The sequence below is a fragment of the Mycobacterium sp. SMC-14 genome (assembly GCF_046250075.1).
Lineage (GTDB): Bacteria > Actinomycetota > Actinomycetes > Mycobacteriales > Mycobacteriaceae > Mycobacterium.
In genome coordinates this window covers 4,333,403-4,357,066 of record NZ_CP176429.1, presented here as the reverse complement: position 1 = coordinate 4,357,066, position 23,664 = coordinate 4,333,403, and the positions used below count along the sequence as shown (strand labels likewise).

The following is a 23,664-nucleotide window of genomic DNA, read 5'->3' as shown; positions in this document are numbered from 1 at the left end:
CCATGCGTGCTGAAGAAGGCGACGAATCCATCCGTGACTACGCCCGCGAGGCACGCGAGACCCGCGACCGGGTCGCCCGCCCGTCGTGGCCGACGCGGCTGCGCAACGCACTGACCGCGTTGCGCCGGCGCCGTTGACGCGACAACCCACGCCGCGACACGGCATTGGTGGCAAGCTGGGCGCCATGGAAGACCAGCCGGTGAGTGCAACGATCGAGGCCGCCCATGCCGAGCACCGCAGCACGCTGCCCTTCGGCGACACAACAGATTTCGTCGACGCCGACCGCGGCTTCATCGCCGCACTGACGCCGTGTGTCATCACCGCCGCCGATGGCCGGGTGGTGTGGGACAACGACAGCTACGACTTCCTCGCCGGTGATCCGCCGACCTCGGTGCACCCGTCGTTGTGGCGCCAGTGCCAGCTGGCCGCCAAGCAGGGGCTCTACGAAGTCGTTGAGGGCATCTACCAGGTCCGCGGCTTCGATCTGTCCAACATCACCTTCGTCGAGGGCGACACCGGCGTCATCGTCATCGACCCGCTGATCTCCACCGAGGTCGCCGCCGCGGCGCTGCGGCTCTATCGAGAGCATCGCGGGAATCGTGCGGTCAGCGCCGTTATTTATACCCACAGCCACGTCGATCATTTCGGCGGTGTGCTGGGTGTCACCTCGCAGGCCGACGTCGACGCCGGCCGGGTGGCCGTACTCGCCCCGGAGGGCTTCATCGAGCATGCGGTGTCCGAGAACGTCTACGCCGGCACCGCGATGACGCGGCGTGCCGCCTACATGTACGGCACCGTGCTGGCGCGCGGCCCCCGCGGGCAGGTCGGCTGCGGCCTGGGACAGAACACCTCGACCGGGGAAGTGTCCGTGATCGTCCCGACCGTCACCATCTCTCGCACCGGTGAGACTCACGTCATCGACGGCGTGCAGATCGAGTTCCAGATGGCGCCGGGCACCGAGGCACCGGCCGAAATGCACTTCTACTTCCCGCAATTCCGGGCGCTGTGCATGGCCGAGAACGCCACCCACAACCAGCACAACCTGCTGACCTTGCGGGGCGCGCTGGTGCGCGACCCGCGGGCCTGGGCCGGCTACCTCACCGAGGCCATCGACACCTTCGCCGGGCGGGCCGACGTCGTGTTCGCCTCGCACCACTGGCCGACCTGGGGCACCGATCAGATCGCGGAATACCTCGGGCTGCAGCGTGATCTGTACGCCTACCTGCATGACCAGACACTGCGGCTGCTCAACCGCGGCTACACCGGGATCGAGATCGCCGAACAGTTCCAGCTACCACCCGCGCTGGAAAACGCCTGGCACGCACGCGGCTACTACGGATCGGTGAGCCACAACGTCAAAGCCGTCTACCAGCGGTATCTGGGCTGGTTCGACGGCAACCCGGCCCGGTTGTGGCCGCACCCCCCAGAGGAACTGGGACCCCGATACGCGGCAGCGCTGGGCGGCGTGGACCGCGTCGTCGAACTGGCCGACGCGGCCTTCAAAGACGGTGATTTCCGTTGGGCGGCAACCCTGCTCGACCATGCGATGTTCACCGACGCCGACCACGCCGGGGCGCGCAGGCTCTACGCCGACACGCTGGAGCAGCTGGCCTACGGCGCGGAGAACGCCACCTGGCGCAACTTCTTCCTCTCCGGTGCCACCGAATTGCGAACCGGCAACTTCGGCACCCCCACCCGGGTCGCCTCGGTGGGGCTGCTATCTCAGCTCAGCGCCGAGCAACTCTTCGACAGCCTGGCGATCCGGGTCAACGGGCCGCGGGCCTGGGATCTGACACTGGCCCTGGACGTCTCGTTCGCCGACACCGGGGTCAACTATCGCCTCACCCTGCGCAACGGGGTACTCGTGCACCGCAAGACGCCGGCGGATCCGGCCAGCGCTGACGTCACGGTCACGGCGGCCACCACGCCGGCGCTGCTGGCAGCGCTGCTGGGCAATGGCGGGCTGGAGGTCACCGGCGACCAGACCGCCTGGGCGAACCTGCTGCGCGTACTCGACAAGGCCGACCCGAACTTCAACATCGTCACCCCGTGAGGCGGGGCCGAACCGGCCCCTTAGGGTGACAGGGGTGCAGTTGCTGCTGATCCGCCATGCCCTCCCGCTACGCAGCGAGTACGGCCAGGGCTCCGATCCCGAGCTGTCCGAGACCGGCTTCGCCCAAGCGCGGCGCCTGCCTGATGCGTTGACTCGATTCCCGATCACCCGGCTGGTCAGCAGCCCGCAGCGCCGGGCGATCCAGACCGCTGAGCCGCTCGCCGCGCAGCTGGGGTACGGCGTCGACATCGACGAGCGGTTCGCCGAATACGACCGCGACCTGGCCGGCTACCTGCCTGTCGAACAACTGGCCACCGAGCGACCGCAGGATTGGGCCCGGATGGCGCAGGGCCACCTGCCCGCCGACGTCGACGAGGCCGCGTTCTGCGCCCGAGTATCTGACGCCGTCGCCGACGTGGTGGCCGGCGCCGAACCCGACGACACGGTCGCGGTGTTCAGCCACGGCGGCGTGATCAACGTGATCCTGCACCAGGTCCTGGGCACGCAGCGTCTGCTGTCATTTCCCATCGACTATGTGTCGATCACCCGCCTGCTGTACTCGCGGTCCGGGCAGGCAGCGGTGGCATCGACGAACGGCACCGAGCATGTCTGGGACCTGCTGCCGCGCAATCAGGCCCGGTTCTCCGGCGGCGAGGGCCGCGGCGAAGCCGCGGGCTGATCCCGGTCGGCTACCGGTGCGCCGCGAGGGACTTCTTGGCGGCGCGACGCAGTTGGAAGATGCGCGCGGTCCCGACCAGGGCGGTCAGCAGCCCACCGCAGATCGCCGCCAGCAGGATCGCCACCCCCGTGGGCAGGCTCCACGTCCAGGTCAAGAACGCCAGGTCCACCGGGCCGGTGTTCTGGGTGACGAACACCAGCAACACAATCAGGACCAGAAAACCGGCGATCAGCGCGCTCCACAGCGCGCCGGCGCGGGTCAACGGCATCGCCGCTGGAGGCGGCGGCGGGGGGCTGGCTTCACCCTGAGGTGGGTCGACGGGCACGCGCGGGTCGCTGCTCATGGGGATATCTTGCCGCCTGGGGCCCGGAAATGAACCGGTTCTCGTCAGTTTGCGCATCGGGGGGCCTGACGGCGGATCGTTGGCCGGTCGCTTACGGTGGATTGGTGAGCGCAGCCCCGTCCGGCCCGTGGCCGGCGATTCTGACCTGGCGGGCGCCCGACGCCCCCCGGATGGAGTCGGTGCGTGTGCAGCTGTCCGGCAATCGGATCAGGGCCAACGGCCGCATCGTGGCCGGGGCCACCGCCGAGCATCCGGCGTTCGGCGTCTACTACGACCTGCACACCGACGAGTCCGGCGCCACCAAACGGTTGGGCCTGACCGTCACGCTGGCCGAACGGGAACGGCAGCTGGTGATCGCCCGCGACGAAGAGAACATGTGGCTGGTCACCGATGCCCGTGGGCAGTCCCGTGCCGGCTATGACGGTGCCCTGGACATCGACATGCTGTTCAGCCCGTTCTTCAACACGCTGCCGATCCGGCGGGCCCGGCTGCACGAGCGGGAGGCGGCGATCACCCTGCCCACGCTGTACCTGAACCTGCCCGACATGTCGGTGGTGGCGGCCACCGCCAGCTACAGCAGCGTCGGGACCCGGCCCGGCATCAAGGTGATCACCCCGGGAACCGATGCCCGCGGCACCACCCTCACCGTCGATGACGACGGCTTCGTCATCGACTATCCCGGGTTGGCAACGCGGATCTGATCACCCCGCCGGCGCGGCCCGCGGCGGCCAATTCCCGGCGCCAGTCGTTGGCGCCGACGACGACGGTGACGATCTCGCTGCGCGGGAAATTGTCGTAGCGCGTGCGGGCGGCGTGCCCATGATTGACCAGTTCGGCCACCGAGTCCGACGCCGACAGCGAATCGCGCGCGTCGGCCAGCAGCGCGATCGCGCGATCCAGCGCCGGCAGCAGCCGTTGCCAGTTGGCCTCGCACATGGCCCGGACCAGGTCCGGTGCCGTGCCGGCGACGCGGGTGCCGTCGCGGAAGGATCCGGCGGCCAGCGCGAACGCCAGCGGTACATCGGCCGCTGTCACGGCCAACGCCTCGGCCATCAGATGCGGAAGATGAGAGATGGCGGCCGCGGCCGCATCGTGCTCCTCGGAGCGGGCCGGTACCGCCAGCGATCCGCAGTCCAGAATCAGGTCCAGCACCTCGGCGAACACCGCCGGGTCCACGTGGTCGTCGACGCTGATCACCCACGGTGCGCCCTGGAACAGATCGGCGTGCCCGGCGGGCCAACCGGAGTGGGCGGTCCCGGCCATCGGGTGTCCGCCGACGAAGCGGGCCTGCAGCCCGGCGGCGGTGATCTCGTCGAGCACCGGGCTCTTGACGCTGGTGACGTCGGTCAGCGGGCAGTCGCGTGCGAGCCGGCTGATGGGTTCGAGCAGCATCGGCAGCGCCGGCACCGGGACGGCGATCACGATCAGCGCGCCCGTCTGTGCGGCGCGCTTCAGGGCCGTTTCCAACTCGGTGGTGGCGTCGAAGCCGTCGGCGACCGCGGCGTTCACCCCGTCGGCCGACCTGTTGTAGCCGAACGCCGTCCGGCCTGCCGCCGCGGCCGCACGCAGCACCGAACCGCCGATCAGACCGAGCCCTAAGACGCACACCGGAGTCTTCACTGTGCTTACCGCCACCTGTCCAGGTTGGCACACGCTGGTCAAGGGCGTAAGCGGCGACTACCGTAGGCGCCCATGGGAGCACAGAGCTCGTCCGCACCGGGCCGGCCGGCGGAGACGCTGGACGGTTTCGGAGTGGCTGTTGTGCGTGAAGACGGCAAGTGGCGTTGCACGTCCATGCGTGCTGCAGCCCTTACCAGTCTGTCCACAGCAGAGACAGAGCTACGTGAACTTCGCAGTGCCGGAGCTGTTTTCGGTCTGATCAATGTCGACCACGAGTTCTTTGTGATCATCCGCCCTGGCCCGGCCGGCACCCGCTTGTTGCTCTCGGACGCCACGGCGGCGCTGGACTACGACCTCGCCGACGAGGTGCTCGAAGAGATCGACGCCGACATCGACGCCGACGACCTGGAAGATGCCGACCCGTTCGAAGAGGGCGACCTGGGAGTGCTGTCCGATATCGGCCTGCCCGCCGCGGTGCTCGGCGTCATCCTCGACGAGTCCGACCTGGCCGTCGAAGAGCAGCTGCACCGCATCGCCAACGAGATGGGATTCGACGAGCAGCTCACCGCGGCCCTGCCGCGACGCGCTCGGTGAGCGGCCCGCCCACCGACGAGGACCTGATCCGCGCGGCCCTGCTGGCCGCCGGCCAGGCCGGGCCGCGCGACGTGCCGGTGGGTGCGGTGGTGGTCGGTCCCGACGGCACCGTACTGGCCCAGGCGGCCAATGCGCGCGAAGCTCTCGGCGACCCCACCGCACACGCCGAACTGCTGGCCATCCGCGCCGCTGCCGCCGTCCTCGGCGACGGCTGGCGGCTCACCGGCGCGACGCTGGCCGTCACCCTGGAACCCTGCACCATGTGCGCGGGCGCGCTGGTGGCCGCGCGGGTGGCCCGGCTGGTGTTCGGGGCCTTCGAACCCAAGACCGGGGCGGTGGGCTCGCTGTGGGACGTAGTCCGGGATCGCCGGCTCAATCACCGGCCCGAAGTGCGTGGCGGGGTGCTGGCTGCCGAGTGCGCTGCGCCACTGGAAGCGTTCTTCGCCCGGCAGCGATTGGGCTGACGGGCACCTTGTTAGGTACGCTGTCCCGCGGTGGCGTGTCCGAGCGGCCTAAGGAGCACGCCTCGAAAGCGTGTGTGGGGTAACCCCCCACCGAGGGTTCAAATCCCTCCGCCACCGCCATGTGATGTCAGTGATCACCCCGGCTCGCTGCCGGGGTGATCACTGACTCGCGAGATCCGATCCACGCAGGAAATGTTCGAGTAGCGGCCTGCGTCAGCCCGATCTCGCGGACGGATGCGGCCGTCAGACGCCCGCAGTCACTTCCTTCTGCAGCGCCGAAGTACCGCGTTTGGGCGCGGTCCGCGAATGAGTCGCGTACATCGCCAATCCGGTGAACGCCAATCCGCCTACCAGGTTGCCCAGCACCGTGGGAATCTCGTTCCACTCGATGTAGTCCATGATGGTGAAGTTCCCGCCGAGCATCAGGCCGGAGGGGAACAGGTACATGTTGACGATGGAGTGCTCGAAACCCATTGCGAAGAACAGCGTCACCGGCAGCCACATGGCGATCACCTTTCCGGTGACGTCGGTGGCCAGCATGGCCCCGACCACCCCGGTGGACACCATCCAGTTGCACAGCATGCCGCGCACGAACAACGTCAGCATGCCCGGAAAGCCGTGTGCGGCATAGCCGAGCGTGCGAGCCTCGCCGATGTGCCCGATCAACTGACCGACTTCGTTGGGCGGGCTGGAGAAGCCGTAGGTGAACACGATCGCCATCAGCACCGCGACCGTGAACGCACCGGCGAAGTTGCCCAGGAAAACCAGTCCCCAGTTCCGCAGCACCCCGCCGATGGTGACACCCGGGCGCTTGTCGAGCCAGGCCAGCGGCGCCAGCACGAACACCCCGGTCAGCAGGTCGTATCCGAGCAGGTAGAGGATGCAGAAGCCGGCCGGAAACAGCAGTGCCCCGATGATCGCCTGACCGGTCTGCACGGTCATGGTGACCGCGAATGCCGCACCCAGTGCCAGGGTTGCACCGGCCATGAATGCGCGGATCAGGGTGTCGCGGGTGGACATGAAGATCTTGGACTGGCCGGCGTCGATCATCACATTGATCAACTCGGGCGGCTTGACGTAGGTCATCGAACTCCTCAGGGACCGCAGGGCGAAGTGGTTGGTTGCAACGGCGCGTGTGACCCTATTTCGCGACGGCCCGCTCGGACCCGGCTCGCCAGCCAACTCCTAGTCAGCCCACAGACGTTGCCCAACAACGTCTTCGCCGCACCTTCGCGGCGTTTTACCAGCTAAAACCTCACCGAGGCCGGTCGACTGCATACGTGCCGGCGTCGTCGGTGAATTCCGCAAGCACCCGGCGCTGGGCGCCGTCGACAGTGACCACACAGCTGAAACTGCCGCCCTTGCGCACGGTCGGATTGACCCCGTTGTTGCAGCGGACATCGGTCACGTTGTCGCGTCCATAGCCGTTGATCGGATCGGTGAGTACCTGCAGGACGCCGTCTTGGGCCTTGCGCACATCGAGTTCGACCGGCCCGGAGTCGCCGATGACGCCCCGCAGCACCAGAGTCAGGAGCATGGCCAGCGCGAGCAGTCCGGTGATGCCCGAGGCGATCAGCAGAACACGATTCGACAGCGGCTTCGGATCCGCCGGTTTGCCAGGAGCGGCCGCGGGGTTCGTCCGCGGCTGGCGACGGTCCTGCGGCACCGGAGGCCGCGGGCCCGACGGTGGCGGCCGATGCGTCTGCGGGGGCGGTGGCACCCGATGCGGTGGGGGCACCGGGGGCCGGCGGACCTCCAGATACCACGGCTGCTCAGGCCGGCCCAAAGGCGGCCGTGGGCGCTGCGGCGGCGGCCCCTGCGGCCCGCGCGGCCCACGCGGCTGCTGTGGTGGCCGGGGAAGGGGCGTGGTCCGCCGCTCCGGCCGTTCGCGCGGATCCTCTGGACGGTTCATGACATCGTGCCCATCACGGGAACCGCTCGAAGCAGCCGTCGATGTCGCCGTGCAGCCCGGAGCGGAACGCCAGGATCCGGGTGAAACCCGCAGGCACGGTGTCGTCGTTGGCGTCGCTGGCGACAATGCCGTTCATCAGCAGACCGGTGACGGCCTCGTCGAGGTCGCCGCCGGCCAGCGTCAAGCCCGGGCCGGACGACAACGTCATGGGTTCGGCCATCCGCCGCTGGGCCACCCCGGTCAGGCACGCGGTTCGCAACGCCGCCGCCGCCGATTCCAATCCGACTTCACGTTCGCGTTGCACCGCAAGGGCGTACCGCGACGTGACGGCCGACAACCCGGTGTTGTCGCCCTGCGGCATACCCAGGGTCGATTGATCTGTCGGCGCACTCATCTCCTGCAGTCCGGCCAGATCGACGACGATGAGGTTGGACTCCGGGCAGTAGGCCACCGGGTCGGGCTGGTGGCCACTGGGGCATTTGCCCGACGTGGACAGCTCCGGCGGGCGGGACAGGCCGAAGATCTGGCCCAGCTGCTCCATCAGGGTGGACAGCACGGACGCATCGATCGTGAGGTCGCTTTGCGGGTTCTCCGAATCGAACAGGGAATTCGGCAGATCGCCACGGCGCTTGCGGATCTCATCCATGTCGATCCCGGCGCACATCGCGGCGCCGCCGTCGAAGCCGGTCTGGAACGCGCCGACCCGGTCCAGGGCGGTGCCGTGCTCATCGGAGATCGACACCGGATTGTCCGGCGTCGACACCGGGTCGCGGATCACGATCAGCCCGGCCAGCACATGGTTGAGGCCGTCGCCGGTGCTCAACTGCACCCGCGACGAACTGCCCGCGGCCACCCACTGCAGATACACCCCGGCAAAGCAGTCGGCCTGCTGTTCGCGGACCAGGGTGCGGGTCAGCGGGTTGACGATCCCGGCCATGTTCTGCAGGGCGTGCCCGTACTCGTGGGCCAGTGTTCCGTTGATCGCCATGTCGCCGAAGTATTTTCGGGCCGTGGGCAGGAACTTGGCCCGGTCCCAGGCCATCGTGTCCATCCGGCGGCAATACATCGCGTTCGGCAGGTGGTAGACCTCGCCGCCGCACACCGACGGGCCGTCTGCGTCGGTGGAGTCATACGACATCAGCGTCGAGACCGGCTGGAAGCGTCCGCGCAGCGATTCGGTGTAGTGCTGCGTCCAGAAGTCCTCGATGTCGTCGATCGCCAGCAGCGACAACCGGTCGATGTCGCCGCCGTCGCTGCCCTGGACCCGGGCGGTCACCGGCGGAACGTCGCCGCGCGGGCCGCTGGGGCCCTCCGCGGTGGGCAGTCCGCCGACCCGCCCGGGGTCGTACAGCATCGATATCGCATGCCCGGCGACCACCGTCGGGACGCTGTTCTGTGAGCAGCCCGCCAGCGCCAGGGTCAGGGCGGCCACCCCGAAAAGTGTTCTGGCGGTACGGCCGAATCCGCGTTGAGCCATCGTCACCTGCTCAGGTAGGCCACGATCCCGCTGGTGACCGCCGAGGCGTACTGCGCTCGGCCGTCGGCGCTCTCCAACAGTGCCACGTCCTGGGGGTTACGCATGTTGCCCAGCTCGACCAGCACCGCCGGATACTCGGCCAGATTCAGTCCGGCCAGATCCGCTCTCCCGTAGAGGCCGTCGGCGCCCAAATAGCTGGATTGCGGGATCCCCGCGGCGGCCAGGGAATCCCGGATGTCACCGGCCAGCGCCACGGCCGGGCCGGACTGGGCGTCGTTGAGCGCCGGGCTGGAGTAGTTGACGTGGAAACCGCGGCCGGAGGCCGGCCCGCCGTCGGCGTGGATGGACACGATCGCATCCGGGTGAGCAGCGTTGGCCGCGGCGGCGCGCGCGTCGATGCACGGGCCTACCGAGGTGTCGTCGGCGCGCGAGAGTTCGGTGTGCACGCCGAGGCGCTCGAGTTCGGTCCGGATCCGGTTGGTCACGTCCCAGTTCAGGCTGTGCTCGGGGTAGCCGTCGTCGGCGGCGGTTCCGCTGGTCTGACAGGGCTTGGTGCCGCCGCGCCCATTGGGCACCTGCCGGCCGATCGAGGCGTCGTTGGCGCCGCTGTGCCCGGGGTCCAGGAACACCGTTTTGCCGGCAACGGCGGGATTCGCGGGATCTGCCGGAGCGGCGGGCGCAACAATGCCGGCCGTGAGCAAGCACCCGGCCGAGGCGACACAGACAATGGCCCGGCGACGCACGGGGCAAGACTAGCAAGCGGCCAAGGGCCCCTCCGGGGTGTAATGGATCGATGCAGCTGATGTCACCGCTCGACTCGGTCTTTCTGCTGACCGAAACGCGCGAGCACCCCATGCACGTCGGCGGGCTGATGCTGTTGGAGCCGCCGGAGGGGTCTGGACCGGAATTCGTCGGCGAGATCTACCGGAGCCTGTTGGGCGCCCGTGACCTGCAGCCCGCCTTCCGGAAGCGCCCGGCGTCGCTGTTCGGTGGCATACCGAGCGCGCGCTGGGCCTTCGACGACGACGTCGATCTTGAGTACCACGTGCGGCGCTCGGCACTGCCGGTGCCGGGGCGGGTGCGTGATCTGTTGGAGCTGACCTCGCTGCTGCACGGCAGCCTGCTCGATCGGCACCGCCCGCTGTGGGAAGCCCACGTGGTGGAGGGCCTGGCCGACGGCCGGTTCGCCGTCTACGTCAAGATCCACCACTCGCTGATTGACGGCGTCTCGCTGCTGCGGCTGATGCGCCACACCCTGTCGACCGACCCGCGAGAGTCGGAACTGCGCACTCCGTGGTCGGTCCGGCCCCCATCGCGGCCGCGCCCCGACTCGCCATCCCCGTTGAGCGAATTGACGTCGATGGTCAAAGGCGTTGCCGCCCTAGGGCCGTCGACGGTGAAGCTGGCGCGTGCCGCGCTACTGGAGCAGCAGCTGACCCTGCCGTTCGAAGCGCCGCGCACCATGCTCAACGTCAAAATCGGTGGCGCTCGCCGTTGCGCGGCGCAGTCCTGGCCGGTGGAGCGGGTGATCGCGGTCAAAAGGGCGGCCGGGGTCACCCTCAACGATGTGGTGCTGGCGATGTGCGCCGGCGCGTTGCGCGCCTACCTCGACGAGCAGCACGCCCTGCCGGACCACCCCCTGGTGGCGATGGTCCCGGTGAGCCTGCGCACCGAAGCCGAAGCCGACTCCGGCGGCAACATGGTCGGCACCATCTTGTGCAACCTGGCCACCGACCTCGAAGACCCGGCGCAGCGACTGGCGACCATCAGCGAGTCGATGCGCCGCAACAAGAAGGTGTTCAGCGAGCTGCCGCGCACCCAGGCGCTGGCCTTGTCGGCGGCCAACATGGCGCCGCTGGCCTTGGCGGCCATTCCCGGTTTCGTCTCGGCGGCCAAGCCGCCGTTCAACATCGTCATCTCCAACGTTCCCGGTCCGGCCGAGCCGCTGTACTGGCGCGGCGCCCGCCTGGACGGCAACTATCCGATGTCGATCGCGCTGGACGGGCAGGCACTGAACATGACCGTCGTCAGCAACGCCGGCAATCTCGATTTCGGGCTGGTCGGCTGCCGTCGGTCGGTTCCGCACCTGCAGCGCCTGCTCGGGCATTTGAACACCGCGCTGGAAGAGCTGGAACACGCCGTGGGGGTGTGAGGCGTGGCCAAGCGCAGCGCCGGGTTGCTGTTGTATCGGTCGGGCGCCGACGGCGGAGTTGAGGTGTTGATCGCCCATCCCGGCGGACCGTTCTGGGCGCGCAAGGACGACGGGGCCTGGTCGATTCCCAAGGGCGAGCAACCCGAGGGTGAGGACCCATGGCACACCGCGCGACGTGAATTCGCCGAGGAGCTCGGCCTTCAGCCGCCGGACGGCGAGCGAGCCGACCTCGGCGAGGTGCGCCAGGCCGGTGGAAAAGTGGTCACGGTGTTCGCGGTGCGCGGCGACCTCGACGTGACCGACGCCCGCAGCAACACCTTCGAATTGGAGTGGCCGCCGCGGTCGGGACAACTACGGCAGTTTCCGGAAGTAGACCGGGTCGGCTGGTTCTCGGTGGCCCAGGCGCGAATCAAGCTGCTGGCCGGGCAGCGGCCCGTCCTCGACCGGTTGGTGCACTACCTGGGCATCGAGCCTTAACCGCTGGTCTGGCTCGGCGGTGTTCCTTGTTGCTGTTGACGCCGCTGCGCCAAGCTGGAAACGATCATCCGCGCCAGCGTGTTCGCGCCGGTTGCCGCGGCCCCCTGCGGGGACCGCACGGCCGGCGCCGCCGGAGCGTGCCACTGCGCCAGCGCATTCAGTTCACCGTCGAGGAACTGGCGCCGGCATTCGCCCCGCTGAATCTTGCCGCTCGAGGTGGTGGGCACCCGCATCGCCGGCACCAGCAATACGTCGTGGGCGTCCAAGCCGTGCTGCTCGCTGACCGCCGCGCGGATGGACTCCATGATCCCGGGATATTCGCTCTCGGCGACCTGCTGCCGATAGTCCACTTCCTGCACGATCACCAGTCGGGCGTCGCCATGCGGTTTCGGTTGCACGGCGAAGACCGCGCCGCGGTCAGCGAGCAACGCCGGATGGCTGTCCTGCACCGTCGGCTCGATGTTGTTCGGGAAGTAGTTGCTGTCGCCGATGGTGACGAGGTCCTTCCACCGCCCGGTGACGAATACCTCGCCCTGGCATAGAAATCCCATGTCGCCGGTGCGCAGGAAAGGGCCTTCACCGGTGTCCGAGAGGAATCCGGCGAAGCTGTGCGCGTTCTCTACCGGCCGTGCCCAGTACCCCTGCGCAACGCTGGGCCCGGAGACCCAGATCTCGCCGACCTCGTCCGGTCCGAGGCTGCGGCGGGTCTCCGGGTCGGCGATCACGACCCGTTGGCCGTACACCGGTGGGCCGCAGCTGACCACTGCGACGGCGTCGGTGGTGGCGTCGACGTCGACGGTGCGGTTCTCGCTCAGCGCCTTGCTGTCGAGGTAGCGGACGCCGGCGACCTCAGGAGTGGGGTCGGCGGAGACCAGCAGGGTGGCCTCGGCCAGGCCGTAGCACGGCAGAAACGCCTCGATGCGGAATCCTGCCGGAGCGAACGCGTCGGCGAACTCCTGAATGGTCGATGCGTGGATCGGCTCGGAACTGCTCGCGGCGGTGGTCCAGTGCGACAGGTCCAATGCCGCACGCTGCTCGGGGGTGCTTTGTTTGACACACAACCGGTAGGCGCTGTTGGGTGCTGCGGTCGTGTTGGCGCGAAACCGAGACATGGCTTCCAGCCACGCCATCGGCCGCTGGAAGAAGACGATCGGCGACATCAATACGGTGGTGCAGCCGACGTAGATCATCTCCAGGACTCCGCCGATCAGTCCCATGTCGTGCTGCTGCGGCAGGAAGTAGACGCTCGTCTCGTTCTCGTTGCCGTGGTAGGCCCGCCGGATGGACTCCAAGTTGTGCATGAGGTTGCCGTGCGTCACGACCACACCCTTGGGTGATTTGGTCGACCCGGAGGTGTACTGAATCATCGCCGTGGTGCTCGGGTCGATGTCGGGCGCCTGCCACGCTTCAGGGGTGGCGGCGTGGTCGATGGCGCACCACCGCAGCGCCGACATGCCGGGCACATCGGCAGCTGCCATCTGAAGTTGGTTTTGGGTGGTGGAGGTCGCCACCGCGAAGGCGGCTTGTGCATCGGGCGCGACCAGCTTCAGACGTGCCAGGGGAGTGTCGACCGGCACTGCGATCGCCCCGGCGTAAAAGCAGCCGAAAATGCTGACGATGCTGTCCAGGCCCGGTCGGCAGATCACCAGCACTCGTTGCCCGGCGGCGCCTTGGCGCTGCAGGTCGGCCGCAACTGCTCGAGACTTGGCGTCGAGTTCCCGATAGGTCAGGCTGGCCGTGACATTGTTGCCGTCGGGGGCGAAGCGGAAAGCGACCTTGTCCCCGTATCGGTCGGCCTGCAGCCGAAGCAAGTCCACCAGGGTGGGCGTTGTTGGAATGAACTGCTCAGGCATGCCCACACCATAATCCGTGCGCCCAGGGGCGCCTCTAGGAGCGTTGCGTCTGCGAGTGGCCGCCGCACCACTGTTCCGGTGGCACCTGGGCCTTCACCTCCGCGACGTGCTCGCCGCAGCCGTCCCAGGTGATTTTGCCGCAGACCTGGCACGGCACGGGGTAGCACATCGGCGGTTCCTTTCAGGTGGTGCGCAAGGCAACTGCCAGCGTATCGATGACGGTGCGGATTTTCTCGCTCACCTCATCGGCGATCGCCGCCAACGCCGGATTGTCGATGACTTGGGCCATCAGCTGCGGATTCATCGCCTCCACCAGCACCGTGCCCGGATGTTCGGTGTCTTCGCGGACCACGACGTTGCAGGGCAGCAGCACCCCGATGCGCTTCTCGGCGCTCACGGCCCGGTGCGCCAGCGGTGGATTGCAGGCACCCAGGATGAGGTAGCGCTCCATCTCTTCGCCGAGCTTGGCTTTCAGCGTTGCCTGCATATCGATTTCAGTCAGCACGCCGAAACCGTTGTCCTTCAAAATCTCCCGGGTCTTCGCTGTGACGGCGTCGAAATCGGCGCCGGTCACTGCGGTGCTCATCGCCACGGACATGAGGCCTCCTTGGTTGCGGTGAGCCCAGTCTATCAGACACCCCCGGGGGTATATACCTTCACGGTATCGTCGCCTCATGCAGACCCTGCGCACGCCCGACGACAGGTTCGCCGGCCTCCCGGATTTCGCCTACCCGCCGCAGTTTTGCGACCTCGACGACGATGACGGTGGCACGCTTCGGGTGGCGTGGGTGCAAGACGGTCCCGCAGATGGGGATCCGATCCTGATGCTGCACGGCGAACCGTCGTGGTCGTATCTGTACCGCAAGATGATGCCGATCCTGGCCGAGGCAGGGTATCGGGTCATCTGTCCGGACCTGGTCGGATTCGGCCGTTCCGACAAGCCGACCCGCGCGCAGGACCACACCTACGCGCGACATGTCGAGTGGATGCGTGCGCTGGCGTTCGACGTCCTCGACCTGCGCAACGTCACGCTGGTATGCCAGGACTGGGGCGGGTTGATCGGGCTGCGGGTACTCGCCGAGAACCCGGACCGGTTCAGCGGCGTCGTCGTGGCCAACACCGGCCTGCCCACCGGGGACATTCCGATGCCGGAGGTCTGGTGGCGCTTCCGGGAGGCGATCCAGACCGCACCGACGATCGATGTCGGATGGTTCGTGCAGGCCGGGTGCCGCCGCCCGATGAGCGAAGCCGTCCGAACCGGCTACGACGCCCCGTTTCCCGACGACAGGTACTGCGTCGGTCCCCGGACGATGCCGTCGCTGATCCCCACCACGCCGGAGGATCCCGCGGCCCCGGCCAACCGGGCGGCGTGGGCTGCGCTGTGCGCCTCGCAGACCCCGATGCTGGTCGCGTTCAGCGACGGCGATCCGATCACCGGGGCCATGGCGCCGATCTTTCAGCGCGAGATGGTCGGGGCACACGGCCGGGCTCACCCGGTGATCCACGACGCCGGCCACTTCCTGCAGGAGGATGCCGGCGAAGAACTGGCCCGCCACGTCGTGGAATTCCTGCGCCGCTGACGGTTCCCATGCCGGCGGCCAAGGATAGGGGTCATTGTCCGACTTTGAGCGACAACGTCGCCCGATTGTCGGCCGATTGGCCTGGCGAGCCCGGGTTTGATGCTCCTATAGACGTCAAGCCGCGGTTTGGTGGGTGGTGGGTTGTTGGCGTAGGTGTTTGGTGAGGGTCCAGATTTCTCGGATGAGGTGGCGTTTGAGGCAGCGCATGATTTCGGGTTTGGTTTTGCCTTCGGTGATACGTCGGGCGACGTAGGCGCGGGTGGGTTCGTGGTATTTCATGCGGACGACGACGATGCGGTGCAGTGCGGCGTTGGCGCGGCGATGCCCGCCTCGGTTGAGCCGGTAGCGGAGGGTTTTGCCGCTGGAGGCCGGGATCGGGCAGGTGCCGCAGAGTTTGGCCAAGGCGGCTTCGTTGCGGATACGTTCGGCGTTGTCACCGAGTGCCATCAGCAGCTCTGAGGCGTTGTCGGGGCCGATCCCGACCGCGGCGGTCAGCTGCGGGGCGATCTGTTTAATGAGGGTGCCCAGTAGCTTTTCGTGCTCGGTGACTTCGTCGTTGAGGGCCAGCCAGCGTTGGGCGATGGCCCGCAGACTGTATTTGGCTGCTGCGGTCACCGAGGTGGTCGGGCCCGGCCGGAGGCTGGCGCAGCGGCGCAGCAGGGCCATGTTGGGCAGGGGTTGGAGGGTTTCGCGTAACTCGGCCGGTGCGGTGATCAGCACGGCCTTGAGTGACTGCATGGCTGTGGTGCGGGCTTTGACTGCGGCGTTCTTGGCGACTTTGATGTGCCGGATCATCTCCACCGTGCCGTCGTCGGTCTTGGGGATCGCCTCGGTGTGGCCGGCTAGCACCGCGCGAGCGGCATTTTCGGCGTCGAGCAGATCGGATTTGCCGCGGCGATGGCGGTCTTGGCGGTTGGGTCGCATCACCTCCACCACATCGCTGCCGCTGCGACGTACCGCTGCGGCCAGGCCGCGGCCATAGGAGCCGGTGCCTTCAATCCCGAAGCTCGATGCGGTTCCGAACGTGCCGGCCCAGTCGATCAACGCGCGATATCCGCTGGTGTTCGCATCGAAGGTGGCCGTGGCCAATAGGGCGCCACGTTCATCGAGGACCGCCGCGGCGTGCAGGTGTTTATGGGTGTCGACACCGACGATGACTCGACCACCGGGGACTTGTGTTGGCATGATTGGTATCGCGACCTTTCAGCAGGGTTGTGACGCTGGCCGGTCGGGCCGGACAAGACTGTGATGGGACCTGAATTCCGGTCAGGCTCCTATGAGGTCACTGCCCGCCCGGTCAGCACCAGGGGCGCGACTGCCGAGCAGGCGACAGATCAAATCAAGGACACCCGCAAAGACGGGGTCAGTCGCTCAAGTGGGTCAGCCCGCCCGACAGCCACTCAAATCTTCACAGTCGCTCAAAGGTGGGCAACAGCCGCATCTCCTCCCGGCCGTGGCTTCTATGACAGATGGGGCCGCAGCATCCATGATGGACACCATGGACCTGCCCGTGGCGCCGCCGGTGGCCCCGATGCTCGCCAAGGCGGCGGCCAAGGTTCCGAGTGACGGAGACGAGCCGGGGCGCTGGTCCTACGAACCCAAATGGGATGGCTTTCGTGCCATTGTGTTTCGCGACGGCGACGACGTGCTGCTGCAGTCCCGCAACGGCAAACCGCTGAGCCGCTACTTCCCGGAACTGCTGGAGGGGCTGCGCGCCGAGACCGCCCCGCGCTGCGTGCTCGACGGCGAAGTGGTGGTGCCGCGCCAGATCGGCGGGCGGATCCGGCTGGACTGGGACTCGCTGAGCCAGCGGATTCACCCCGCCGAAAGCCGGGTGCGGTTGCTGGCCGAACAGACCCCGGCGCAGTTCATCGCCTTCGACGCGCTGGCCACCGGTTCGGCGTCGCTGCTCGACGAACCGTTCCGCCTGCGACGCGCCGCGCTGGCCGAGCTGATCGCCGGCGGCGTGAGCTGTCACATCACCCGGGCCACCGCCGACCCCGAACTGGCCACGCGCTGGCTCACCACGTTCGAAGGCGCCGGGTTGGACGGGGTGGTCGCCAAGCGGACCGACGGACCATATCTGCCCGGCAAGCGCGAGATGGTCAAGGTCAAACACCACCGCGATGCCGATTGCGTGGTGATGGGGTATCGCATCCACAAGAGCGGCGTCGGCATCGGTTCGCTGCTGCTGGGCCTGTACCGCCCCGACGGCGAGCTGGCGATGGTCGGCGGTTCGTCGGCGTTCACCGATGCCGATCGGCTCAAGCTCCTGACCGAGCTGGAACCGCTTCGCATCGGTGACGTCCGCGACGGCGAGGCCAGCCGGTGGAACTCTGCCGCCGACAAGCAGTGGGTCCCGATCCAGCCCGAGCGCGTCGCCGAGGTCGCCTACGACCAGATGGAGGGAAGCCGCTTCCGCCACACCGTGAAGCTGCTGCGGTGGCGTCCCGACCGCGACCCGGCCAGCTGCACCTTCGACCAGCTCGAGGTGCCGCTGAACTACGACCTCGCCGACGTACTGGAGACCTGATGCCCGGCCCCGAGGAATTGGATGTCCATGGCATCGCCGTCCGTTTCACCAGCGGCGACAAGGTGTACTTCCCTCGGCTGGGCGCCGGCGGCACCAAGCGGGCGCTGGCCGACTACTACCTGGCGGTGGCGGGCGGACCGCTGCTGCACGCCCTGGCCGACCGGCCCAGTCACCTGCAGCGGTTCCCCGACGGCATCGACGGCGACGAGGTCTACCAGAAGCGGCTGCCGCGTTCGCACCCGGAAAACGTGGAGTCCTGCCGGGTGACGTTCCCGTCCGGGCGTACCGCCGACGCCCTCAAAGTCACCCGGCCCGCCGACATCCTGTGGGCCGTGCAGATGAGCACCGTGACCTTCCATCCCTGGCCGGTGCGCTGCCCCGACACCGATCACCCCGACGAGCTGCGCGTCGACCTGGACCCGCAGCCGGGCACCGGCTTCGCCGAGGCCCGTGCGCTCGCTCTGGAGGTGGTGCGCCCGCTGCTCGACGAGCTCGGGCTGGTCGGCCACGTCAAGACCTCCGGCGGCCGCGGTCTGCACGTTTATCTGCGGATCAAGACCGACTGGGACTTCATCGAGGTCCGCCGGGCCGGCATCGCGCTGGCCCGCGAGATCGAGCGGCGTGCACCGGAGGCGGCCACCGCTGAATGGTGGAAAGAGAAGCGTGGTACGCGGATCTTCGTCGACTTCAACCAGAATGCGCGCGACCGCACCATGGCGTCGGCCTACTCGGTGCGGGCCACGCCGATCGCCACCGTGTCCACCCCGCTGACGTGGGACGAGCTGGCCGACGGCGCCGATCCGGACGACTACACCATCAGCACGGTGCCGGAGTTGATCGCACGGCGCGGTGACCCGTGGAACGCCATCGACGACTTCGAACAGTCCCTGCAGCCGTTGCTCGACATGGTGGCCGCCGACGAAGCCCGCGGACTGGGGGACATGCCCTACCCGCCGAACTACCCGAAGATGCCGGGTGAGCCCAAGCGGGTACAGCCCAGCCGGGATACCGATTTGCACAGGAACACGTAGGTGTATGGCCCGCTGCTGAGGTCTCGTTTTTGCACTCAGGGCTGTGTTGGGACCTGAGACGGCAGCCCTGGCTGCAATCTCAGGCGTCAGGACCTTCACTCCTGGCGCAACAGCCCGATGCAGGTGGCGGTGAGCAGTCGGGTCAACGCGGTGGTGAAGTCCAGGTTCCACTCCGGTGGCACCTGCCGCTCGGCGGCATAAGCGTCGGCCAGCTTCGTCGGTGGGTGCGCGACCTGCCACAGCGGCGCCGCCAGCGAATAGGACGCCAACAACAGATCGAAGGCACCTTGCTTGCCCAGTCGGGGGAGTGCCTGCCGGAGGGCGTCGGCCATGGTCAGCCCCGCCGCGGTGATCTTTCGTCGGATCTCGATCACCCGCTCGGCGTCTACTTCGTGGTCGAGATGCAAGTGCAGGTTGGCCAGCATGTCGCAGAACAACGGGTCCGCGGCCAATCCGCTGGCCAGGGTGGCGGCCACCCGGTCCGGCGACATCGTTTCGGGCTGCCGCAGTGCGGTGCAAACGGTGTCTGACCAGCCTTCCCAGCTCTCGGCGGCTAGCCGCAGCAGCACCTCTTTGTGCGAGCTGAAGTAACGCCGTACCGCCGAGTGGTGCACCCCGGCCCGGCTCGCCACCGCCGTCAGCGTCACCGACGCGACACCGTTCTCCGAGGCCACCGAACGCGCCGCCTCCATCAACGCATCAGCCCGCTGACGCTTGTTCGCGTCACTGCGGGCACGTTTGAAGGAGACCTGACGCACAGCGAGAGGATAACGCACACGATGTGCGTTGCGGGCCTCCGTGGGAGTGCTGTAGCGTGCGTTTACGCACGTTGATGTGGGTTAGGGTATCCAAAGCTTGCTGGTGTGAGGGGACTTCGATTTTCAAGGTACTGAGCCGGGTGTGGATACCCCTGGTCATATTGGCGGTGGTCTGTGTCGCCGCATTCACCGTGACGCGCATCCACGGCCTGTTCGGCTCTGAAAAGCGCCCCTCCTATTCAGACGGCCAAAACGACGAGACCAAACCGTTCAACCCCAAGCGGTTGACCTACGAAATCTTCGGTCCGCCAGGGACGGTGGCCGACATCAGCTATTTCGACGTCAACTCCGAACCGCAACGTGTCTCCGACGCCACCCTGCCGTGGCAGCTCGAAATCGTCACCACCCTCCCCGCGGTGGTGGGAAGCATCATGGCTCAAGGCAATAGCAACAGCATCGGCTGCCGCATCATCGTGGACGGCGAAGTGAAGGCCGAGCGGATCTCCAACGAGGTCAACGCCTACACGTTCTGCCTGCTGAAGGCGGCATGAGCCAGCCCAACACGCCTCGCGCCGGCGAACAGCCGGAGCGGCCGTTCATCGCACGGACCATCCGCCGGTTCGCCATACCGATCATCTTGGCGTGGCTGGCGCTGATCGCGGTGCTCGTCGCCACCGTTCCGCCACTGGAAGAGGTCGGCAAACAGAACGCCGTTTCGGCGAGTCCTAAAGACGCCCCCTCCATGCAGGCCATGACGGAGATGGGCAAGGTCTTCAAGGAGTCGGACTCCGACAGCACCGCGATGATCGTGCTCGAAGCCGACCACGAACTGGGCGACGCCGAGCACGAGTACTACGCCGAAGTGGTCGAGAAGCTCAAGGCCGACACCGCGCACGTCCAGCACGTACAGGACTTCTGGGGCGACCCGATGACCGCGGTCGGAGCCCAAAGTGCCGACGGCAGAGCGACATACGTGCAGTTGAACCTGGTCGGCAATATCGGCCAGGCGGCGGCGAACGACTCCATCGCCTCGGTCCGCGAGATCGTCGACTCGGTCCAGGCGCCGCCGGGGCTGACCGTCTACGTCACCGGCACCGCGGCACTGGCCGCCGACATGAACCATGCCGGCGACAAGTCGATGTTCAAGATGATGGTGGTCACCATTCTGGTGATCCTGACCATGCTGTTGCTCGTCTACCGGTCGGTCATCACGGTGGCGCTGCTGCTGGGCATGGTCTACATGGAACTGAACGCCGCCAGCGGCGTGGTGGCGTTCATGGGCCACCACCACTGGGTCGGGTTGACGACGTTCGCCGTCAACCTGCTGGTCTCACTGGCGATCGCCGCCGGCACCGACTACGCGATCTTCCTGATCGGCCGCTATCACGAGGCCCGCCAGGCCGGCGAAGACCGGGAATCGGCGTACTACACGGCCTTCGAAGGCGTCGCACACGTCATCCTGGGCTCGGGCCTGACCATCGCCGGAGCGGTGTTCTGCCTGCACTTCACTCGGATGCCCTACTTCGTCACGCTGGGCATCCCGTGTGCGGTGGGCATGCTCGTCTCGGTCACCGCGGCGTTGACGCTGGGCCCGGCGCTCATCACCGTGGGCAGCCGGTTCGGCCTGTTCGACCCCAAGCGCGCCACCAGCACCCGCGGTTGGCGGCGGGTGGCCACGGTGATCGTCCGCTGGCCCGGCCCGGTTCTGGTTGCCTCACTGGCGGTCGCGGCCGTCGGCCTGCTGGCGCTGCCGGGATATCAACCGGCGTATGACGACCGGAAATACATTCCGTCCGACATCCCCGCCAATGAGGGCTTCAACGCGGCGGACCGGCACTTCTCGCAGTCCCGGATGATGCCCGAGGTGTTGTTGATCGAGTCCGATCACGACATGCGTAACCCGTCGGACTTCCTGGTCATCGACAAATTGGCCAAGTCGGTGTTCAAGGTCGTCGGGATCTCCCGGGTGCAGGCGATCACCCGCCCGCAGGGAACCCCGCTGGAACACACCTCGATCCCGTTCCAGATCAGCATGCAGAACGCCGGCCAGCTACAGACCATGCAGTTCCAGAAGAAGCGCATGGACGACATGCTGACTCAGGCCGAGGCGATGGCTCAAACCATCGCCACCATGCGCCAGATGTACGGCCACATGAGCCAACTGGCCGGCATCACCCACGAGATGGTCGTCGACATGGATGACCTACAGGCCCAGATCTACGACATTCGGGACCACATCGCCGATTTCGAAGACTTCTGGCGGCCGATCCGCAATTACTTCTACTGGGAACCGCACTGCTACGACATCCCGATCTGCTTCTCGCTGCGCTCGGCGTTCGACATGGTCGACAGCGTTGATCCGATGAGCGAGAGCATGGACAAGATGATCGCGCACATGGGAGACATGGACGCGCTCATGCCGCAGATGCTGAGCACCTTCCCGCCGATGATCGACACCATGGAGACCATGCGGACCATGATGCTGACGATGCACAGCACCATGTCCGGCATCTTCGCCCAGATGGACGAGATGAGCGACAACGCCACCGCGATGGGCAAGGCGTTCGACGAGTCCAAGAACGACGATTCGTTCTACCTGCCACCCGAGGTGTTCGAGAACCCGGACTTCAAGCGGGCGATGAACATGTTCATCTCCCCGGATGGCAAGGCCGTCCGGATGATGATCTCGCACCGGGGCAATCCGGCCACGGCCGAAGGTATTTCGCACATCGACAAGATCCGCACCGCGGCCGAAGAAGCGCTCAAGGGCACGCCGCTCGAAGACGCCAAGATCTATCTCGGCGGCACGGCGTCGCTGTTCAAGGACATGCACGACGGCTCCAACTACGACCTGTTGATCGCCGGAATCGCCTCGCTGTGCCTGATTTTCATCATCATGCTGCTGATCACCCGTGCCCTGATCGCCGCGCTGGTGATTGTCGGCACCGTGGCGCTGTCCTTGGGTGCGTCGTTCGGGCTGTCGGTGCTGTTCTGGCAGTACCTCATCGGCATGCAGCTGCACTGGCTGGTGCTGGTGATGAGCGTGATCATCCTGCTGGCGGTGGGCTCCGACTACAACCTGCTACTGGTAGCCCGGTTCAAGGAGGAGATCCACGCCGGGCTGCATACCGGCATCATCCGGGCGATGGGCGGCACCGGGAAGGTGGTGACGTCGGCGGGACTGGTGTTTGCCTTCACCATGACGTCGATGGCGGTCAGTGACCTGCGCATCATCGGGCAGATCGGCACCACGATCGGGCTGGGGCTGATGTTCGACACGTTGATCGTGCGGTCGTTCATGACGCCGTCGATCGCGGCGCTGCTGGGGCGCTGGTTCTGGTGGCCGATCAACGTGTTGCCGCACGTCGGTGGGAAAGCCGCCCGGCATCGAGAAGCCGCCGCGCTCGCGCGGGGGGATGACACCCAGGAGCTGGCCCACAACCGGTAGCCGGGTGTGAGCGATTGCATGCTCAGGGGCCAGAAAACCAATTAGGTAGCATGACTAAAGTTATGTAGCATTGCTTACTGAGTTCGAATGGCTGAGCGGCCATTTGCTGGCGCATTCGCCTCACCTGCTTCACCCGACTCAGTGGCCTCACCGTCGGGTTCGGCGTCCGAAAACTGACAGAGTGAAAGGACCGGGGGAATGGCTACAGTGGATTCCATGCGTACGCACCGCCCGTTTCTGCGGGGCATCGTCGTGACTGCGGCCGCTGTAAGTGCAGCAGCGGCCGCGGTGCTGTTGCCCGCCACCGCCTCCGCCGACGCGACCGACGACTTCCCGATCCCGCGCCGGGTGATCCGGACCGAATGCAGCGCCGAGCAGATGCTGGCCGCCAGCCGTGACCTGTCGCCGATCTACTACGAGCGCTACATGATCGACATGCACAACAAGCCGGTGCAGGTGCAGCAGGCTGCCATCGACAAGATGCACTGGTTCTTCTCGCTGAACCCCGAGCAGCGCCGGGCCTACTCCGAGGAACTGGCGACCAACTTCGCCGACCCGGTGACGGTGTCGTGGCCCAACCACGCCAAGATCTTCTTCAACAACAAGGGCGTCGTCGCTAAGTCGACCGAGGCCTGCAGCCAGTACCCGCGCGACGACATGTCGGTGTGGGACTGGGCCCCCAAGCCGTAA

25 protein-coding genes and 1 tRNA gene are annotated in these 23,664 nt (G+C 67.2%); 15 read left to right on the top strand and 11 right to left on the bottom strand.

What is annotated here, in order from left to right; translation table 11 throughout:
• The first annotated feature begins 2 nt into the window (after positions 1–2).
• From ACKY0W_RS20700 to ACKY0W_RS20690, 3 genes are read left to right on the top strand one after another with little or no spacing between them, the layout of a single operon-like run.
• The gene (locus tag ACKY0W_RS20700) at positions 3–137 is read left to right on the top strand and encodes a hypothetical protein (RefSeq protein ID WP_409435600.1); all 135 of its coding nucleotides are present in this window, start codon (positions 3–5) and stop codon (positions 135–137) included.
• Between the two features lie 47 nt (positions 138–184).
• Complete coding sequence (locus ACKY0W_RS20695; protein ID WP_409435599.1) at positions 185–2,053, top strand: alkyl/aryl-sulfatase; 1,869 nt, start codon at positions 185–187, stop codon at positions 2,051–2,053.
• Between the two features lie 34 nt (positions 2,054–2,087).
• Complete coding sequence (locus ACKY0W_RS20690; RefSeq protein WP_409435598.1) at positions 2,088–2,732, top strand: histidine phosphatase family protein; 645 nt, start codon at positions 2,088–2,090, stop codon at positions 2,730–2,732.
• 10 nt (positions 2,733–2,742) lie between these two features.
• Here ACKY0W_RS20690 and ACKY0W_RS20685 read toward each other — a convergent pair whose 3' ends face one another.
• Entirely contained in the window at positions 2,743–3,075 is a 333-nt protein-coding gene (locus ACKY0W_RS20685) for a lipopolysaccharide assembly LapA domain-containing protein (protein ID WP_409435597.1), read from the bottom strand.
• A 104-nt stretch (positions 3,076–3,179) separates the two neighbouring features.
• On the opposite strand from ACKY0W_RS20685, the gene ACKY0W_RS20680 reads away from it, so the two are divergent.
• Positions 3,180–3,776, top strand: a complete 597-nt coding sequence (locus ACKY0W_RS20680; RefSeq protein WP_409435596.1) for a putative glycolipid-binding domain-containing protein — start codon at positions 3,180–3,182, stop codon at positions 3,774–3,776.
• Here ACKY0W_RS20680 and ACKY0W_RS20675 read toward each other — a convergent pair.
• Positions 3,742–4,683, bottom strand: coding sequence for a prephenate dehydrogenase (locus tag ACKY0W_RS20675; RefSeq protein ID WP_409437873.1), 942 nt, complete (start codon positions 4,681–4,683; stop codon positions 3,742–3,744). The two genes, ACKY0W_RS20680 and ACKY0W_RS20675, sit on opposite strands and share 35 nt — an antisense overlap.
• Positions 4,684–4,767: 84 nt before the next feature.
• Here ACKY0W_RS20675 and ACKY0W_RS20670 point away from each other — a divergent pair, with 84 nt between their 5' ends.
• From ACKY0W_RS20670 to ACKY0W_RS20660, 3 genes are all read left to right on the top strand, one after another.
• Positions 4,768–5,289: a tRNA adenosine deaminase-associated protein gene (locus ACKY0W_RS20670; RefSeq protein ID WP_406756781.1), complete on the top strand. Its 522-nt coding sequence runs from the start codon at positions 4,768–4,770 to the stop codon at positions 5,287–5,289.
• Positions 5,286–5,753: a nucleoside deaminase gene (locus tag ACKY0W_RS20665; RefSeq protein WP_406756782.1), complete on the top strand. Its 468-nt coding sequence runs from the start codon at positions 5,286–5,288 to the stop codon at positions 5,751–5,753. Before ACKY0W_RS20670 ends, ACKY0W_RS20665 begins: the two co-directional genes overlap by 4 nt.
• Before the next feature lie 29 nt (positions 5,754–5,782).
• Positions 5,783–5,873: transfer RNA gene (locus tag ACKY0W_RS20660), tRNA-Ser, on the top strand.
• Positions 5,874–5,996: 123 nt separating this feature from the next.
• Here ACKY0W_RS20660 and ACKY0W_RS20655 read toward each other — a convergent pair.
• The 4 genes from ACKY0W_RS20655 to ACKY0W_RS20640 all read right to left on the bottom strand — a co-directional run bounded on the left by ACKY0W_RS20655 (position 5,997) and on the right by ACKY0W_RS20640 (position 9,885).
• A complete protein-coding gene (locus ACKY0W_RS20655; protein ID WP_409435595.1) occupies positions 5,997–6,839 on the bottom strand; it encodes a formate/nitrite transporter family protein in 843 nt (280 codons plus the stop codon).
• Between the two features lie 169 nt (positions 6,840–7,008).
• Positions 7,009–7,665, bottom strand: coding sequence for a DUF4333 domain-containing protein (locus ACKY0W_RS20650; protein ID WP_409435594.1), 657 nt, complete (start codon positions 7,663–7,665; stop codon positions 7,009–7,011).
• Between the two features lie 13 nt (positions 7,666–7,678).
• Positions 7,679–9,142 (bottom strand): neutral zinc metallopeptidase, encoded by a 1,464-nt coding sequence (locus ACKY0W_RS20645; protein WP_409435593.1) that lies wholly within the window; start codon positions 9,140–9,142, stop codon positions 7,679–7,681.
• A gap of 2 nt (positions 9,143–9,144) precedes the next feature.
• A complete protein-coding gene (locus tag ACKY0W_RS20640; RefSeq protein WP_409435592.1) occupies positions 9,145–9,885 on the bottom strand; it encodes an Rv3717 family N-acetylmuramoyl-L-alanine amidase in 741 nt (246 codons plus the stop codon).
• A gap of 50 nt (positions 9,886–9,935) precedes the next feature.
• Here ACKY0W_RS20640 and ACKY0W_RS20635 point away from each other — a divergent pair, with 50 nt between their 5' ends.
• Both ACKY0W_RS20635 and ACKY0W_RS20630 read left to right on the top strand, forming a co-directional pair.
• Positions 9,936–11,294: a WS/DGAT/MGAT family O-acyltransferase gene (locus tag ACKY0W_RS20635; RefSeq protein ID WP_409435591.1), complete on the top strand. Its 1,359-nt coding sequence runs from the start codon at positions 9,936–9,938 to the stop codon at positions 11,292–11,294.
• A 3-nt stretch (positions 11,295–11,297) separates the two neighbouring features.
• A complete protein-coding gene (locus ACKY0W_RS20630) occupies positions 11,298–11,771 on the top strand; it encodes an NUDIX domain-containing protein (RefSeq protein ID WP_409435590.1) in 474 nt (157 codons plus the stop codon).
• Here the strand turns inward: ACKY0W_RS20630 and ACKY0W_RS20625 are convergent.
• From ACKY0W_RS20625 to ACKY0W_RS20615, 3 genes are read right to left on the bottom strand one after another with little or no spacing between them, the layout of a single operon-like run.
• A complete protein-coding gene (locus ACKY0W_RS20625) occupies positions 11,768–13,624 on the bottom strand; it encodes a fatty acyl-AMP ligase (protein ID WP_409435589.1) in 1,857 nt (618 codons plus the stop codon). The two genes, ACKY0W_RS20630 and ACKY0W_RS20625, sit on opposite strands and share 4 nt — an antisense overlap.
• A 34-nt stretch (positions 13,625–13,658) precedes the next feature.
• Positions 13,659–13,793 carry a hypothetical protein gene (locus ACKY0W_RS20620; RefSeq protein WP_409435588.1) on the bottom strand — a complete coding sequence of 45 codons (135 nt, stop codon included), beginning with the start codon at positions 13,791–13,793 and terminating at the stop codon, positions 13,659–13,661.
• Between the two features lie 12 nt (positions 13,794–13,805).
• Complete coding sequence (locus ACKY0W_RS20615; RefSeq protein ID WP_409435587.1) at positions 13,806–14,222, bottom strand: DUF302 domain-containing protein; 417 nt, start codon at positions 14,220–14,222, stop codon at positions 13,806–13,808.
• A gap of 76 nt (positions 14,223–14,298) precedes the next feature.
• Here ACKY0W_RS20615 and ACKY0W_RS20610 point away from each other — a divergent pair, with 76 nt between their 5' ends.
• Entirely contained in the window at positions 14,299–15,204 is a 906-nt protein-coding gene (locus ACKY0W_RS20610; protein ID WP_409435586.1) for a haloalkane dehalogenase, read from the top strand.
• A gap of 114 nt (positions 15,205–15,318) precedes the next feature.
• Here ACKY0W_RS20610 and ACKY0W_RS20605 read toward each other — a convergent pair whose 3' ends face one another.
• Positions 15,319–16,389: an IS110 family transposase gene (locus ACKY0W_RS20605; protein ID WP_409434931.1), complete on the bottom strand. Its 1,071-nt coding sequence runs from the start codon at positions 16,387–16,389 to the stop codon at positions 15,319–15,321.
• 304 nt (positions 16,390–16,693) lie between these two features.
• Between ACKY0W_RS20605 and ACKY0W_RS20600 the strand changes: the two genes are divergently transcribed.
• Both ACKY0W_RS20600 and ACKY0W_RS20595 read left to right on the top strand, forming a co-directional pair.
• The gene (locus tag ACKY0W_RS20600) at positions 16,694–17,737 is read left to right on the top strand and encodes an ATP-dependent DNA ligase (protein WP_409437872.1); all 1,044 of its coding nucleotides are present in this window, start codon (positions 16,694–16,696) and stop codon (positions 17,735–17,737) included.
• A complete protein-coding gene (locus ACKY0W_RS20595) occupies positions 17,737–18,768 on the top strand; it encodes a DNA polymerase domain-containing protein (RefSeq protein ID WP_409435585.1) in 1,032 nt (343 codons plus the stop codon). The genes ACKY0W_RS20600 and ACKY0W_RS20595 overlap by 1 nt, the downstream gene beginning before the upstream one ends.
• Positions 18,769–18,863: 95 nt before the next feature.
• Here ACKY0W_RS20595 and ACKY0W_RS20590 read toward each other — a convergent pair whose 3' ends face one another.
• On the bottom strand, positions 18,864–19,544 hold the full coding sequence (locus ACKY0W_RS20590) for a TetR family transcriptional regulator (protein WP_409435584.1): 681 nt from the start codon (positions 19,542–19,544) through the stop codon (positions 18,864–18,866).
• Positions 19,545–19,600: 56 nt separating this feature from the next.
• On the opposite strand from ACKY0W_RS20590, the gene ACKY0W_RS20585 reads away from it, so the two are divergent.
• From ACKY0W_RS20585 to ACKY0W_RS20575, 3 genes are all read left to right on the top strand, one after another.
• Positions 19,601–20,077, top strand: a complete 477-nt coding sequence (locus ACKY0W_RS20585; protein WP_409437871.1) for an MmpS family protein — start codon at positions 19,601–19,603, stop codon at positions 20,075–20,077.
• The gene (locus ACKY0W_RS20580) at positions 20,074–22,974 is read left to right on the top strand and encodes an RND family transporter (protein ID WP_409435583.1); all 2,901 of its coding nucleotides are present in this window, start codon (positions 20,074–20,076) and stop codon (positions 22,972–22,974) included. The genes ACKY0W_RS20585 and ACKY0W_RS20580 overlap by 4 nt, the downstream gene beginning before the upstream one ends.
• Positions 22,975–23,190: 216 nt before the next feature.
• Positions 23,191–23,664 (top strand): DUF5078 domain-containing protein, encoded by a 474-nt coding sequence (locus ACKY0W_RS20575; protein ID WP_406756796.1) that lies wholly within the window; start codon positions 23,191–23,193, stop codon positions 23,662–23,664.

What these genes read in the sequence shown, in the direction of transcription:
- ACKY0W_RS20700 (WP_409435600.1), top strand. Translation starts at nt 3, where the DNA reads ATGCGTGCTGAAGAAGGCGACGAATCCATCCGTGACTACGCCCGCGAG.
- ACKY0W_RS20695 (WP_409435599.1), top strand. Translation starts at nt 185, where the DNA reads ATGGAAGACCAGCCGGTGAGTGCAACGATCGAGGCCGCCCATGCCGAG.
- ACKY0W_RS20685 (WP_409435597.1), bottom strand. Translation starts at nt 3,075, where the DNA reads ATGAGCAGCGACCCGCGCGTGCCCGTCGACCCACCTCAGGGTGAAGCC.
- ACKY0W_RS20670 (WP_406756781.1), top strand. Translation starts at nt 4,768, where the DNA reads ATGGGAGCACAGAGCTCGTCCGCACCGGGCCGGCCGGCGGAGACGCTG.
- ACKY0W_RS20655 (WP_409435595.1), bottom strand. Translation starts at nt 6,839, where the DNA reads ATGACCTACGTCAAGCCGCCCGAGTTGATCAATGTGATGATCGACGCC.
- ACKY0W_RS20650 (WP_409435594.1), bottom strand. Translation starts at nt 7,665, where the DNA reads ATGAACCGTCCAGAGGATCCGCGCGAACGGCCGGAGCGGCGGACCACG.
- ACKY0W_RS20645 (WP_409435593.1), bottom strand. Translation starts at nt 9,142, where the DNA reads ATGGCTCAACGCGGATTCGGCCGTACCGCCAGAACACTTTTCGGGGTG.
- ACKY0W_RS20635 (WP_409435591.1), top strand. Translation starts at nt 9,936, where the DNA reads ATGCAGCTGATGTCACCGCTCGACTCGGTCTTTCTGCTGACCGAAACG.
- ACKY0W_RS20625 (WP_409435589.1), bottom strand. Translation starts at nt 13,624, where the DNA reads ATGCCTGAGCAGTTCATTCCAACAACGCCCACCCTGGTGGACTTGCTT.
- ACKY0W_RS20620 (WP_409435588.1), bottom strand. Translation starts at nt 13,793, where the DNA reads ATGTGCTACCCCGTGCCGTGCCAGGTCTGCGGCAAAATCACCTGGGAC.
- ACKY0W_RS20615 (WP_409435587.1), bottom strand. Translation starts at nt 14,222, where the DNA reads ATGTCCGTGGCGATGAGCACCGCAGTGACCGGCGCCGATTTCGACGCC.
- ACKY0W_RS20610 (WP_409435586.1), top strand. Translation starts at nt 14,299, where the DNA reads ATGCAGACCCTGCGCACGCCCGACGACAGGTTCGCCGGCCTCCCGGAT.
- ACKY0W_RS20605 (WP_409434931.1), bottom strand. Translation starts at nt 16,389, where the DNA reads ATGCCAACACAAGTCCCCGGTGGTCGAGTCATCGTCGGTGTCGACACC.
- ACKY0W_RS20600 (WP_409437872.1), top strand. Translation starts at nt 16,694, where the DNA reads ATGGACACCATGGACCTGCCCGTGGCGCCGCCGGTGGCCCCGATGCTC.
- ACKY0W_RS20595 (WP_409435585.1), top strand. Translation starts at nt 17,737, where the DNA reads ATGCCCGGCCCCGAGGAATTGGATGTCCATGGCATCGCCGTCCGTTTC.
- ACKY0W_RS20585 (WP_409437871.1), top strand. Translation starts at nt 19,601, where the DNA reads ATGTGGGTTAGGGTATCCAAAGCTTGCTGGTGTGAGGGGACTTCGATT.
- ACKY0W_RS20580 (WP_409435583.1), top strand. Translation starts at nt 20,074, where the DNA reads ATGAGCCAGCCCAACACGCCTCGCGCCGGCGAACAGCCGGAGCGGCCG.
- ACKY0W_RS20575 (WP_406756796.1), top strand. Translation starts at nt 23,191, where the DNA reads ATGCGTACGCACCGCCCGTTTCTGCGGGGCATCGTCGTGACTGCGGCC.